We start from the raw sequence: 13,922 nt of genomic DNA, 5'->3' as shown, positions 1-13,922 counted from the left end.
GTGAATGTTCAACGTGTTCTTAACTTTTTAAATTAAGTGATCGGATGGCCATTTTTCATGCAAAAATTGATTGAAATTGTTAAACTTTCATCTTATTTTATAAGAGTGCTATCAATGGTAGGCACGCCCTAGTAAATGAGATAAATAATCTATGATAAAAGTGGACTTACACAGTCACAGTGCCTGCTCCGATGGGACATTCTCCCCTGCTTATGTGGTCAAGTTGGCTCATGAGATGGGCATTGAAGTTTTTGCCTTGACCGACCATGACACCACCGCTGGCATTGATGAAGCACGGCAAATGGCGAGTGAGCTGGATATACGCTTGATTGATGGGGTAGAGATTAGTTGTCATCATCAGATGAATGGCGGCTATGGCAAAAATAAATCCACAACCAAGACCATTCATGTGGTTGCCCTTAATTTTAAGGATAAAGAGCGATTAAATCAAAAACTTAATCATTTACAAAACTCTCGGGAAACTCGTGGTCGTGCCATTGTGGTAAAGATGGCGAAGATATTGGCAGACATGGCGGATTTTGCACATATTGATGAGCAGGTATTATGGCAAGCGGTATTGGATAAGGCAAAAGGCAATGCCAAAGCTGTGGGACGGGCTCATATTGGACAAGTATTATTTGAGCTGGGTGTGGTGCGGACGGTGCAGGATGCTTTTGATAAATATCTGGCGGATAATAAGCCAGCTTATGTTGCCATTGATAGCTTAACCATGGGTCAGACCATAGAGCTTATCCATGAATGTGGTGGGATTTCGGTACTGGCTCACCCCACGCGCTATGATTTGTCCGCCACTCGTGTGCGTAAGCTCATCGCTGACTTTGCCATGCTGGGCGGTCAGGCGGTTGAGTTGCCCAGTCCTAGCGAGCCCATGTCTACCCGAGCGATGATAGACGGATGTGTGGCAGAGCATGGGCTCATGGTGTCAGTGGGGTCGGATTTTCACGGGGTAAACATGCCATGGCGAAAACTTGGACAAGTCGCCACACCTAAGGCGGAGCAGGTGGGAGTGTGGGAGCGGTTTGATTAAGCCATTTGATTGCAAAATTATTTTAATGCAAAATTGACCAAAGACAGCCAATTGTTATACAATGCTTACCTGCTTTTGGGCAGATATAGACATATAAGGGGATAGTATGAGTAAATTAGCCAAAGCCTTGCCAGTGGCACTGATGATGGCATTGATGGGGCAAGCACACTCTGCACCACTACTGCAAGCACACTCTGCACCACTACTGCAAACACATGGTGATTATGCGTATGCCAGTCATAAGCACGCCAATGCATGGCTTGAAATTGACGTGGTGACTTTTGAGCAAAACATTGCTTTATTGCAAAGTCGATTGAGTAAAGACACCAAGATTTGTACCATTTTAAAGGCGGACGCTTATGGTAATGGCGTAGATTTGCTCATGCCAAGTATCATCAAGTTGGGCGTGCCTTGTATCGGTATTGCCAGCAATGAAGAGGCGAGAGTGGCTCGGGCTCATGGCTATGAAGGCGCGATTAGTCGTGTGAGAAATGCCAGTCTTGATGAAGTGGCAAGCGGAACAAAATACGATATCCAAGAACTCATTGGCGGATTTGCCCAAGCCCAAGCCATTGACCAAATCGCCCATGAGCAAGGCAAACGTATCGCCTATCATCTGGCTCTAAATGCAGGGGGTATGGATAGAAATGGACTGGATATCAGCACTGATGATGGCAAGGTAGAAGTTCTAGATTTATTAAAATTACCCAACCTTGACATCAAGGGTGTTATGACGCATTACGCCTTTGAAGATGAGGCGTTTGTGCGTGAGCGTTTGGCAGTCTTTAAGGAGCAAGCAGACTGGCTTATTAGTAGTGCCAATCTTGACCGCAGTCAGCTAACACTACACACCGCCAACTCATTTGCGACCGTTACTGTGCCTGAGAGTCATCTGGACATGGTGCGACCTGGTGGGCTTATTTATGGCGATACGGTCAGCAGTGATTATAAGCCCATCATGAGCTTTAAAACCAAAGCGGCAAGCGTGCAATTTTACAAAAAAGGCACAACGGTTGGTTATGATGGTACGCACACCTTGACCCGTGATGCCTATCTTGCCAACCTTCCCTTTGGCTACTCTGATGGCTACCGCCGTGCTTTTACCAATAAAGGCATGGTGCTGATTGCAGGCGAGCGTGTACCTGTGCTTGGCAAAGTATCCATGAACACCACGATGGTGGACATCACGGATATCGCCCATAAGGTCAAAGCAGGCGATGAAGTGGTTATCTATGGCAAGCAGGGCGATAATGCCATTACACAGGCGGAGATTGAAGAGATTAATGACGCTCTACTTGCGGACTTATACACCATTTGGGGGAATTCCAACCCACGCCTAAAAAAGCTGAGTAAATATCTCATCTAATGCTATCAGTCAAAACCCCATTAGCCATTAATGGGGTTTTTGGATTTTCGACCAAATTCTCACACAAGGCGAACAGCACGCTGGTGGCAAAACTACCAGTGGGCAACTCAAAGTCTAGCGTTAGACTGTCATCATGCCATTGCCAATTTAGCCCATGAACTCTTAGGCGTAGGGGACGTTGGGCGAGTTTGACCCCAACTTTTAACAGTCCATTTTTGATAAGCTCAAATTCATCTTGTGCCAATACCGCCTGATAAATGCGTAGGCTCTCATCGGTGTTTTTTGGCTCGCCAACCCCAAACAGTGGAGCGGTGGGGTGAATGTCCTGCTCTGATACTCGTCGAATTATCTCATTGTCAATGTCGGCACAAAAAATAGAACCCGTCCCGTCTAGGTTGAACACATCGCCTGTCACTGCCTTATCCCAACACCCAAGCCGTACTCGCTCACCAAGTAAGGCATTAAACAGCATGCTTCTGGCGGATGACACATATAGGCTGTGCTTATCCATGTCTTTTTTAAAGGGCTTGTAAGGCTTGGTAGATGAGAGTATTTTTTCAAAAAAGGCTTTGGCTTGATTGATGTTATCGCCATCACGCCCAAAGCGTTGCTCACCAAAATAGTTTGGTGCGCCTGCTTGTTTGATGCGAGCAAGTTGTGCGTTGATGGCGGATGTCTCGCCTGCCACTTGTCTTAGGGTGATGGTAAAGGCATTGGCTTTGTGTGTGCCACGGTGGAGTTTTTTGTCATGCCAGTGATGAGCGATGAGCGTTAGGCTTTCACCCTCTTTTAGATGGTTTTTGACAAGCTCATCAAACTCTAATGCAGGCATACCACGCTTGGGTAGTCTTAGGCTAAACCATTGATACGTCTGGGCATGGCGGTCTTTTAGTCCCGAGTAGCCGACATCACGCATAAGAATGCCTGCCCAGTCCGCCAAGAGTTTGGCGACAAAGGCGGTGTTCATGCCGACTTTGCAGACATGTACCCACAAATGCTCGCCTTGCCCACTAAAATCAACAGGCATCAGCTCTTTGACGATAAAATCAGTAGGATAAGTCTTAAAATCAGCCGAGATGATGGCAGGGGCAAAAGGGCGGTGTAGGGCGTGATGAGTCATGATAATGTTCTTTAACAATGATAAAATTAAAAACGCCCAAGCAAAGACTCGGGCGTTAGTATTGTAGCATGTTTGGCGAGGGTATTTAGCTGTTTGCTGTCGGCACTGATTGGCTTGGCTTGTAGTAGCCATTGTACTTGCTCTGAGCAAGGCGGGGTGGTAAGTGAGCCGTTATAGGCATAAGTTTTGCTGTCTTTGGGCATGATGGTGGAGACATCAAAGGCGGATAGTGTGCCTTTATATTTGCCGTCTTTGGGTAGGTCGGTTAGGATTTTGCCAAGGTCAGCATTGGTCGCTCCTTTTTCTACCAAACCGCCAACCACCGCCAAACCGCCATTGGCATTTTGGTGAACAAAGTGAATCTCTAATGGATAAAACGCATTCATCACGGTGTGTTCACTAGGTACATGGTAGTGAAATTGTAGCAGTTTATAGTCCACGCCATTGACATTTAGGGTGTTTTTGTCATCTTTGACATTAAAGACGATGGTGTGACCGTTGTTTTCAACTTCAAAATCGCTGGCGGTGTAGCTCGGGGTTAGGGTGAAGTTGCCTTGTGAGTCAGGACGTGGCTTGACTACGGTGTCAATGTTAATGGGTGACTGCTCTACGCCCGTGCCACACAGTTTGTTCACTTCTAGGTCGCCCCATTTTTCTGGATGGGCATAGTCCCAGCCGTGGTCATGGTTGTGATGATGGTCATGGCTATAAGCATGAGCGTGTTCAGGCTTGACGATTTGGGTAGTGGTACAAGCAGATAAGGCTAGGGCAAGTACGCTGATGGCAAGAGTAGGCTTTAACATAGCAGATCCTTATTAACAATGGGCTAAAAGGCACAAATGTACATGAGAAAAAACATTATAGTCCAAATTTTGCCTATATGTTACCCGTTTATCCCATAAAAAAGACATTTCGTAACTTAACAGCAATAAATAAGGGTAAAAATGTTACTATATATCAATAATTTATAAAAAGCGATGAGATCACTATTGATACATGTCCCTGCCTATTTCAAGCACCAGCATTTGATAAACTACTGCCAATCCTTTATTAAGAAGTTCTACATTATCGGCAGGATTGCCCAGAGCGATAATGGGCGTAAACATATAAACTTCGCCATTTTGCAAATTGCCATGACGTTTTTGGGCGGACAAAAACAAATCCAGTCTTAGCCACTCTTGGCGAAAGTCATCATCGGTTAGGGTTTCGTTAAGAAAATCATCAAAATCCCAATCTAACACTTCATATTTGCGATATTGGATATTTAGCAAGCACACGTCTTCATCACCAACATCGCTTAAGCGGCGATAATAAAACATGTCGCCAAAGGCATTGATTGCAAATGGAGTGTAGTTTTCTTGTTTGTCACCTAGCCATTGCCATAAGTTTTCTTCGTAGTCTTGGGGATTGATAAATTCAATCAGCCCATCACCGTATTTGCCAAAACCTGTCGTTTGCCAAATGTCAATCAGTCTAGGCGGCACTTTATGGCGATAGCTTGCGATGATGTGCGGGGGTACTGCCTGTACATCGGTTGCGGGATAATAACTTTCAAAAGGCGGTTTTTGCTCGCCATGATTGTTCATTTGCATCATAACCGCCTGTGGAGCAGGTGGTGTTTCTTGCATGGCATGATTGATGTTAAGTGGCAACATTTTTATATCCTTGTGTTTTAAAATAAAAGATTTGATAATTAACAAAATATCCAGTATTGATTTAAAAATCAGTAAAAATAAAGCAATAACCGATAATGATAATAAGCGGAAAATGGCATAAAGTAGTTTAAACATATTTATCAATGAGATAGAATGCAGTCCAAATTTTATCATAATTAAGGGCATGTCTGTAAGATTTGCTATAAAATGACAAAACCGCCCAAACTGAGCGGTTTTGCGTAGGTATTATTTTTCCTTTAATCTATTTTCCCAAAACGTGGCGTTTTTGATACCGAGTTTGACAGGGTCAAAGGTGTATTCTTTTACGCCCGCTTTACGTTGATTTTCATAGTCCTTTAACGCATTCATGGTAGGTTTTAGCATAAAAAACATAACCAGAATGCCCACGATGTTTAGCCATGCGGTCATGCCCACACCCACATCGCCCATGTTCCAGATATAGCCTGCACTATTTAGACTGCCATATCCAACCACAAAAACCACCGTAATTTTTGGAATCCAAGCACCAATTTTTTGAGTGCTAAGTTTCATACGGCGGGTAAGATAGGCGATATTTACTTCGGCGATATAATAGTATGCCAAAATTGTGGTAAAGGCAAAAAAGAAAATGGCAATGGCGATAAAGTAGTTGCCAAACACCCCAAAAGTCGTCTCTAATGCCATTTGAGTAAAGGCAGGCGTGCCGATTTCTACCGATTTGTCCACATTTAGCAAGATAAATTCTTTGGTTTTTTCATTTTGAACGTTGTAGGTTCCCATGGTCAAAATCATAAATGCCGTTGCCGAGCAAACCAGCAAGGTATCTACATATACCGAGAATGCTTGTACTAGACCTTGCTGGGCAGGGTGAGACACTTCGGCGGCCCCAGCATGATGTGGACCTGTACCTTGACCGGCTTCGTTAGAATACACGCCACGCTTAACACCCCAGCCAATTGCCGCTCCAAGAGTTGCCATTGGATTTAAGATATCACTCATAATAAGCCCAAACACAGCAGGAACTTTATCAATGTTCATCACCATGACAAACAAGGCAAGGGCGATATAACCCAACGCCATAAATGGCACGACAAGCTCCGCCACACGAGCAATCCGCTTAATCCCGCCAAAGATAATCAGGGCAATGCCCACCACGATGACCGCCATGACCGCCACACGATAATCGCCCACGCTCATGCCCAAAAAGTTCATGGTGTCGCCCTCGCCTGTGATGCGAGTTACTGCACTGACCACGCCATTGGCTTGTACCCCAGGTAGGAACACACCGCATGAGATGACCGCTGAGATGGCAAACAGCACGGCATACCATTTTTGCCCCAAGCCTTTTTCAAAATAATAAGCAGGGCCACCACGGTATTGCCCTGTAATCGGGTCTTTTTCTTTGTAAATCTGGGCAAGTGTGGATTCTACATAAGCGGTGGATGCTCCTAAAAATGCTACCACCCACATCCAAAACACCGCCGAAGGTCCACCAAAACCAATGGCGGCTGCCACCCCTGCGATGTTACCCACGCCCACACGGTTGGCAAGTGCCACCACAAACGCCTGAAAAGATGAGATACCGTCCGCACTTTTGACACCGCTAAACATGAGCTTTATCATCTCGCCCAGCATACGAACTTGTACAAAACGGGTCATGACGGAATAGAACAGACCTGCCCCCAGACACAGATAAATCAGTGCAGGACTCCAAATAACCCCATTTAACCAATCAATAGTCTCACTCACGCTCATGAGAAATCTCCCTATCGCCTTGCCCAGTCAGCGGGCAGTTAAAATATGTTACTAAAATGGTAATTCTTATCCCTTTGTCCAGATGGCGGACAAAACCTAAAAATCCCTGTTGCAATTTGCCATAAAATTGTCATAATTGCTAGTGCTAAATGCAACTTTTTGTTAAAAAATTCATCAAATTTTACAATTTTATTTATCCATCAGCATTTTCATTTAAAATAATAAATAAATACCCTTGTTTTCATCAATTTTTTAAATAAAAATGCTCTTGTAAGGATTCACGCAGGTTGTGTTATGCTTGTGTAAGAGTTAAGCAAATAGACTTGTATTTTGCCAAAAAAGTTGTCATGATACGCACAAATTTTATTTTCCTATTTTGGTTTTTAAAGAAGGTTAAACATGAATCACGCCAAAAAACTCATCACATCAGCCCTGCTTGCCAGTACTTTGAACCTATCAGGTTGTGGCTATAACAACTTACAAGCCTTAGACGAAGACACCAACGCCAAATGGTCGGAAGTGGTGAACCAATACCAACGCCGTGCCGACCTTGTGCCAAACCTTGTGGCGGTGGTGGAGCGTTATGCCGAACACGAAAAAGAAGTCTTGACCGAAGTCGCCCAAGCCCGCTCTCGTGTCGGTAGCGTTCAGCTGACCCCTGAGACCCTAAACGACCCTAACGCCATGAAGCAATATCAAGAAGCTCAGGCGGGCATGACATCTGCCTTATCACGGCTTATGATGGTAACCGAAAATTACCCACAGCTCAAAGCGGACGGTATGTTCCAAGATTTGCAAGCCCAGCTAGAAGGCACCGAAAACCGCATTACGGTGGCTCGCAACAACTACATCCAAAGCGTACAAGGCTATAACACAACGGTTCGCCAGTTCCCAACCAACCTAACCGCCAAAGTGTTCGGTATGCAGACCAAAGCCAATTTTAGCGTAGAAAATGAAAAGGTGATTAGCACCGCCCCAACGGTCAATTTTGGTAATAATAGCAATAATGCCAATACAGGCAACGCCAATTCAGGCTCGGCAACGGCAGGGGCAAATTCAGGTTCGGCAACCGCCACAGCTCAATAACCTTAGGTGTTTTGTAGGGGTGAATCACATTCGCCCTTATTCCCTTTATAAAAATATTCGGTGGTAGCTCAAAAAGTATGCTGAATTAGGTTTTCCGTTCGCCCTGAGCCAAGTCGAAGGGTGAAAGAAAACCTTTTCATGGTTCGACAAGCTCACCACGAACGGTTTTCTGTTTAGCATACTTTGCAAACCAGAGCTAAACATTCATTAAGATTAAGATTATCATAAAAAGGCAACCCATGACCCCAATCACAACCCGTTATCGTTCATTATTTGCCACGCTTGGCATGAGTGTGGTGCTTGGGGTCGGTGTACCTGCTTTTGCCAACAACACGGCAACCGCTACCGCCCCTAGCTCTGAAAACACCGCCATAGCAACCGCTACCGCCCAAAGCGAAGGACAAGCGGTGGAGAATTTGATTGTTTTAAATGAATTAAATAAAGCCAAAAATCAAGCCCAAGCCCAAGCCCAACAAAATGAGACTCAAACAGACAGCCAAAACCAAGCCACACCACGCCAATCCACCGCCCCTGCCGTCTCTCATGACAAGCTGATTTTAAATAACCCAGTTGTTGATGAAGCCCACATTTTGACCGCCAGCGAAAAGGCTCATTTGGAGACTCAGCTTAGACGGATTTATGATGACGGCTTGGCTCAAATGGCGGTGGTCATCGTGCCGACCACAGACGGCATGGACATTTTTGATTATGCTATTAATGTAGCAAACCGTTGGCAACTTGGGCAAAAAGATACCGATGAAGGCATTTTAATGGCGGTGGCGATTAACGACCGCAAGTTGCACATCGTTACAGGCTATGGCGTGGAAGGTGTGTTGCCCGATGCCAGTTTGAACCGCATTATCCGTGAAGACATCACGCCCAGTTTTAAGACAGGGGCATACGCCCAAGGCATATCGGCAGGGATAGCACGCATTGATGAGCGACTGCGAGCCGACCCCGAGACCCTTGCCCGAGCGGACGCACAGCAGGTAAGTGCCGATGAAGAGATTAGCGTGGTGCCGTTTTTTATTTTTGCCATGTTTTTTGGTACGGTGTTAAGCGGTGCTTTGGGGCGGTTTTTGGGGGCGAGCGTGTCCACAGGCGGTTTTGTGCTACTGGCGACTTTGTTTGGTGTGGGGCTACTGACCGCCATTGGGGCAGGCATTTTGCTTTGGATATTGCTCATTCTTGGCGTGTTTTCAAATGGCGGACGCCGTGGCGGTGGTACGTATGTCGGTGGGGGCGGATTTGGTGGCTCTGGCGGATTTGGCGGGGGCGGTGGCGGATTTGGCGGTGGCGGAGCAGGTGGCTCTTGGTAATTGATTGAAAAACAAGGATAAAGTATGAGACACATTCCCCAAAAAAGCCTAGCACGCCTGTTTCGCCAGATTGTTTTTGTGCCATTTTTGCACAATCGCTGGCTAACTGCCGAACTCAAAATTGCCCTTGCCGAGCGTATCGCCCGAGCCGAAAAAGGTCATCGGGGCGAGATACGCCTTATCATTGAAAATCATCTGCCAGTCGGTCTCGCCTATGATAACGACTGCCGTGGGCGTGCCTTACAGCTTTTTGGCGAATATGGCGTGTGGGACACCGCTCACAATACAGGCGTGCTGATTTATGTCAATCTGTGCGAGCATGACCTTGAAATCATTGCTGACCGTGGCATTGATACGTATGCCTGCGATGATTGGCAAAATCTTTGCCAAAACACGCTAGATTATTTCAAAAAAGGCGACATGGCGGACGGCTTGGGGTGGCTTATTGATGAGATTGGGCGACTTTTAAATCAATACTTCCCTTGTGATGATACAAGTGGTAATGAATTGCCTGATAATGTGGTGTATTTAAGGTAGGCAAAAATGAACGCAACACAGCTTTTTATTGGACTTATTGCACTCTTTATCGGGCTGTTTGTCATCGCCCTAATCAAGCCCTATTTTGCCAAAAAGCCTGCCAGTATTGATGATTTTAAACGTGAACTTGGTAGGCTACTGCCCAATCATGACCTGATGATAAAACACGGTTCGCAATCTCGTATCATCGTAAGCCTTGACGGTATCCAAAAGGCGATTGTGATTATGGATAAGCCAAAAGCGGATTATGTCATGGGTGGTTTGCCGATTTTTACTACGGATAAAGTGGGCAAACTAAAACCCATTGCCGATAAAATCGGGGCGAGTGCGGTGGTGGTGAATTAACCAAAAATAAAAAAGGTTGTAGTCTAAAAAGTATGCTGAACTAGGTTTTCCGTTCGCCCTAAGCCTGTCGAAGGGTAGGAAAACCGTCATGGTTCGACAAGCTCACCACGAACGGTTTTCCCTGTAGCATACTTTCTGAACCAAGACCCAAAAAAATAAAAAGGACGAAAACTCGCCCTTTATTTTCATTTAGCACTTAAATCACAAACTATCCAAATATTTCTCTGCATCCAACGCCGCCATACAGCCCGTCCCTGCTGATGTAATCGCTTGGCGGTAGATGTGGTCTGCCACGTCCCCACAAGCAAACACGCCGTCAATACTGGTGGCAGTGGCGTTGCCATCCAGTCCGCTTTTTACCACGATATAGCCGTCTTTCATGGCAAGCTGACCGTCAAAAATGGCGGTGTTGGGCTTATGCCCGATGGCAACAAACATACCCATGGCATCTATTTGCTTAGTGGTTCCGTCTGTGTTTTGGATAACCACGCCTGTTACGCCCATGTCATCGCCCACGACTTCTTTGACACTACTGTTCCACTCTATCGTGATGTTGCCGTTTTTGACTTTTTCAAAGAGTTGGTCTTGCATGATTTTCTCGGCACGCAAACTATCACGGCGGTGGATTAGGGTCACGTGGCTTGCGATGTTGGATAGATACAAGGCTTCTTCGACGGCGGTGTTACCCCCACCGATGACGACTACTTTTTGGTTTTTATAAAAAAAGCCGTCGCAGGTGGCACACGCTGACACGCCACGCCCCATAAATGCCGTCTCACTGTCAAGCCCCAGATATTGGGCGGTTGCCCCTGTGGCGATGATAAGAGCATCGCAAGTATAAGTACCGTTGTCGCCTGTTAGGGTGAAGGGGCGGTTTTGTAGGTCGGCGGTATGGATGTGGTCATAGATAAGCTGTGTCCCAAAACGCTCGGCGTGTTCTTTCATGTTATCCATGAGTTCATTGCCCGTTAAGCCTTCTTTTCCGCCTGTCCAGTTGTCAATCTCGGTGGTGGTGGTGAGCTGCCCACCCAGTTGTAACCCTGTGATGATGACGGGGTTTAGATTGGCTCGGGCGGCATACACCCCCGCTGAGTAGCCTGCTGGCCCTGAACCTAGAATGATGAGTTTGTGATGAGTGGTCATGATATTTCCAAAGGTAAGAAGGTAAGATGAATGCGTTTAACTTTTAAGCCATCAATCAATTAAGGTTATAAAGAAAAACAAAAGCCAAAGAGTAAAGCCATAATATGTGTCTGCCTGCCCAAATTACAAGCACCACACACGCTAAAATTTAAAATCCGATGATTGATAAATGCGATGATGGCTTGTTTGAATGGCGTTTAGACAAAATCAGGCACGCCACTATGAAAACGTAACTCACTGTCAGGGCTATCTATCAGCTCGGCTTCCACCGCCCGAAAAAATGCCACTCGCTCATCTATCGACTCATCAGATACCGACTGAGCAAGAGCCAGATAGTCTTCATAATGACGGCTTTCGGATTTGAGTAGGTATTTATAATATTTTGACAGCTTTTCATCATCGATGACATCCGCCAGTGCTGAGAACCGCTCACACGAACGAGCTTCGATGAACGCCCCGATGATAAGCATGTCTATCATGCCCGCAGGCTCCCACGTGCGTTTGTGCTTTAACAGCCCCTTGGCGTATCGCCCCGCAGGCAGGTGCGACCATGCGATACCACGCTCTTTCATGAGTTCTAGCACTTGCTCGTAGTGGAGCATCTCTTCACGCACCAGCTGAGCAAGTTTTTCTTGCAAATCTCTGTGAAACTCATAACGAAAAATCAAATTCATCGCTGTTCCCGCCGCTTTTTTCTCGCAGTTGGCGTGGTCTTGCATGAGCAGGGGCAGGTTGTTCTTAGCAACTTCTAGCCACTTTTCGCTGGTACTCGCCCCCAAAAAGGCATGGATGTGGCTAATGTCGGTTTTGGCTTTGGCACGGCTTGCGATGGCGTGCAGGTCATCTTCGGGCAGTATGTCGGTCATGATGATTCCAATATCGGTTATGCTAAAATGATGGCATATTTTAGCACGATTTTGATGATTTAATCATAAATAAGAGCCTTTTTGATTGTCACGTATAGTCACAAATTGATGATTTTTTACACAATGGTGCAATATAACACTTGTAAAACATTAATACATTTATCCAAAATTAACACGGATAATCTCGTATTTTGCCAAATAAATACTTCCAATTAAAAAATATTCTCAATGTTTACAAATTTTTTGGAAATCAGTAACATTATAAATTATTGATAAATATATATTTTTTTAAATTTATTTAAAAAAGTGTGAATTTTTGTGATAAAAGGTGTTGCAAAATATGACAAAATTGGTATTCTATACACACGGTATGGGATTAATGCTGTTTTGATTTATTTGTTGCATTTGATGTATGATTTAATCGTGTTTTATTAAAGATTGCAAAGATTGTCATGAATACGTCACGAAACTATGATGAAATACCCATATTGGAAATAACTTAAAAAAAGCCGTGATAAGCCATTGAGCAATTGATAGCTTATCATACTGGGTGCAAGCGTACAGCAGCCCCATCACTAAAAATGTCAGTGGAGAAACCCATGAAAAAACTACTTTTAGCGTCAGCTGTTGCTGCTTTGTCTATCACAGCCGCCAATGCTGCCCCACAAGTTTACGGTAAAGCATTCCTAACTCTTGATGTACAAGATGGCAACAGCAACAGTGCAAGCAAAGACTCTCGCACTCAACTAAACTCTAACGCCTCTCGTATCGGTTTTAAAGGTTCAGAAGCCCTAACTGCCAATACTGACCTTGTTTATCAACTAGAATACCGTGTTGAAGTTGATGATGATACTCGTACCTTCGAAGCTCGTGATAGCTATCTAGGTCTGTCTAACAAGCAATATGGCACCCTACTTGCTGGTCGCCTAACAGCGATTGATGGCATGGTTGACTATGCTACTGTTGCCCAAGGTGGCGTGATTGGTGGCGACAACGTATTGGCATCATTTGATGCCCCACGTGCTAACAATGCTTTTGCTTATGTATCACCCAACTACAATGGCGTTAACTTCCTAGGTATGTATGTTCTTGATGAGAATAATGATGCAACAGATTCTTTGACTCGTGATGCTTGGGGTGTTGGTGCTCAATTTGAACCTGAGAATACTCCATATCGTGCGGGTGCTACCTATATCCAATCAGGTAAGACAAAAGCTATTCGTGTAAGTGGTGCTTATGACCTAAGTCCTGCTACTACTGTAGCTGCCTTATACCAGAATACTCAATATAGCACTCTACATCAAGATGTTTTAGAAACTGGTTCTGAGAAAGAAAATGCATTTACTGTGTCTGCTGAACATAAGTTGGTTCAAACTCCATGGACTGCTTACGGTCAGCTAGATTTTGTTGATAATGCAGAAGGTTTTAAAGATGCTGAGGTTTTCCGTACTGTTGTTGGTAGCAAGTATGCCTTTAACCAAGCAACTACTGGTCATCTGTATGGTGCTTACCAACGTTCTGAAAATGTAAACCTAAGAGCAGATGCTGACGGTAATAAAGCTAACGCCTATGGCATTGGTGCAGGTCTAGAATACAAATTCTAATTTGTATCACACCCTTACAAAAACCCGCCTTATGGTGGGTTTTTGCTGTTTGGATGTTTTATTAGCAACCATAATTAT

The 13,922-nt window shown here is 45.0% G+C and carries 13 protein-coding genes; 7 read left to right on the top strand and 6 right to left on the bottom strand.

Features of this window, described 5'->3' with window-relative positions; all coding sequences use genetic code 11:
- Positions 1-151 precede the first annotated feature (151 nt).
- Together B5J93_RS04120 and alr are read left to right on the top strand one after the other, a co-directional pair.
- Positions 152-1,048 (top strand): PHP domain-containing protein, encoded by an 897-nt coding sequence (locus B5J93_RS04120; RefSeq protein ID WP_079324850.1) that lies wholly within the window; start codon positions 152-154, stop codon positions 1,046-1,048.
- A 106-nt stretch (positions 1,049-1,154) separates the two neighbouring features.
- Complete coding sequence (gene alr / locus B5J93_RS04115; protein ID WP_079324848.1) at positions 1,155-2,414, top strand: alanine racemase; 1,260 nt, start codon at positions 1,155-1,157, stop codon at positions 2,412-2,414.
- Here the strand turns inward: alr and truD are convergent.
- The 4 genes from truD to B5J93_RS04095 all read right to left on the bottom strand — a co-directional run bounded on the left by truD (position 2,407) and on the right by B5J93_RS04095 (position 6,944).
- A complete protein-coding gene (gene truD, locus B5J93_RS04110; RefSeq protein ID WP_079324846.1) occupies positions 2,407-3,534 on the bottom strand; it encodes a tRNA pseudouridine(13) synthase TruD in 1,128 nt (375 codons plus the stop codon). The two genes, alr and truD, sit on opposite strands and share 8 nt — an antisense overlap.
- Positions 3,535-3,560: 26 nt before the next feature.
- On the bottom strand, positions 3,561-4,337 hold the full coding sequence (locus B5J93_RS04105; RefSeq protein ID WP_079324844.1) for a carbonic anhydrase: 777 nt from the start codon (positions 4,335-4,337) through the stop codon (positions 3,561-3,563).
- 183 nt (positions 4,338-4,520) lie between these two features.
- Complete coding sequence (locus tag B5J93_RS04100; protein WP_158080681.1) at positions 4,521-5,189, bottom strand: GAD-like domain-containing protein; 669 nt, start codon at positions 5,187-5,189, stop codon at positions 4,521-4,523.
- Between the two features lie 246 nt (positions 5,190-5,435).
- Positions 5,436-6,944: an alanine/glycine:cation symporter family protein gene (locus tag B5J93_RS04095; RefSeq protein WP_079324840.1), complete on the bottom strand. Its 1,509-nt coding sequence runs from the start codon at positions 6,942-6,944 to the stop codon at positions 5,436-5,438.
- Between the two features lie 399 nt (positions 6,945-7,343).
- On the opposite strand from B5J93_RS04095, the gene B5J93_RS04090 reads away from it, so the two are divergent.
- The 4 genes from B5J93_RS04090 (at position 7,344) to B5J93_RS04075 (ending at position 10,231) form a co-directional block, all read left to right on the top strand.
- Positions 7,344-8,030: a LemA family protein gene (locus tag B5J93_RS04090; RefSeq protein WP_079324838.1), complete on the top strand. Its 687-nt coding sequence runs from the start codon at positions 7,344-7,346 to the stop codon at positions 8,028-8,030.
- Positions 8,031-8,269: 239 nt separating this feature from the next.
- A complete protein-coding gene (locus B5J93_RS04085; RefSeq protein WP_079324836.1) occupies positions 8,270-9,349 on the top strand; it encodes a TPM domain-containing protein in 1,080 nt (359 codons plus the stop codon).
- Between the two features lie 24 nt (positions 9,350-9,373).
- Positions 9,374-9,886 carry a TPM domain-containing protein gene (locus tag B5J93_RS04080; protein ID WP_079324834.1) on the top strand — a complete coding sequence of 171 codons (513 nt, stop codon included), beginning with the start codon at positions 9,374-9,376 and terminating at the stop codon, positions 9,884-9,886.
- Between the two features lie 6 nt (positions 9,887-9,892).
- Positions 9,893-10,231: a hypothetical protein gene (locus B5J93_RS04075; protein ID WP_079324832.1), complete on the top strand. Its 339-nt coding sequence runs from the start codon at positions 9,893-9,895 to the stop codon at positions 10,229-10,231.
- Between the two features lie 201 nt (positions 10,232-10,432).
- On the opposite strand, the gene trxB is transcribed toward B5J93_RS04075, so the two are convergent.
- A complete protein-coding gene (gene trxB / locus B5J93_RS04070; RefSeq protein WP_079324830.1) occupies positions 10,433-11,374 on the bottom strand; it encodes a thioredoxin-disulfide reductase in 942 nt (313 codons plus the stop codon).
- Between the two features lie 197 nt (positions 11,375-11,571).
- Positions 11,572-12,240, bottom strand: coding sequence for a MiaE family protein (locus B5J93_RS04065; protein ID WP_079324828.1), 669 nt, complete (start codon positions 12,238-12,240; stop codon positions 11,572-11,574).
- A 599-nt stretch (positions 12,241-12,839) separates the two neighbouring features.
- Here B5J93_RS04065 and B5J93_RS04060 point away from each other — a divergent pair.
- Positions 12,840-13,844, top strand: a complete 1,005-nt coding sequence (locus B5J93_RS04060) for a porin (protein WP_079324826.1) — start codon at positions 12,840-12,842, stop codon at positions 13,842-13,844.
- The last annotated feature ends 78 nt before the right edge of the window (positions 13,845-13,922 follow it).

The organism is Moraxella equi (genome assembly GCF_002027555.1).
Classification (GTDB): domain Bacteria; phylum Pseudomonadota; class Gammaproteobacteria; order Pseudomonadales; family Moraxellaceae; genus Moraxella; species Moraxella equi.
Note: the sequence above shows the minus strand (reverse complement) of the source record. Positions and strands in the feature narration are given on the sequence as shown.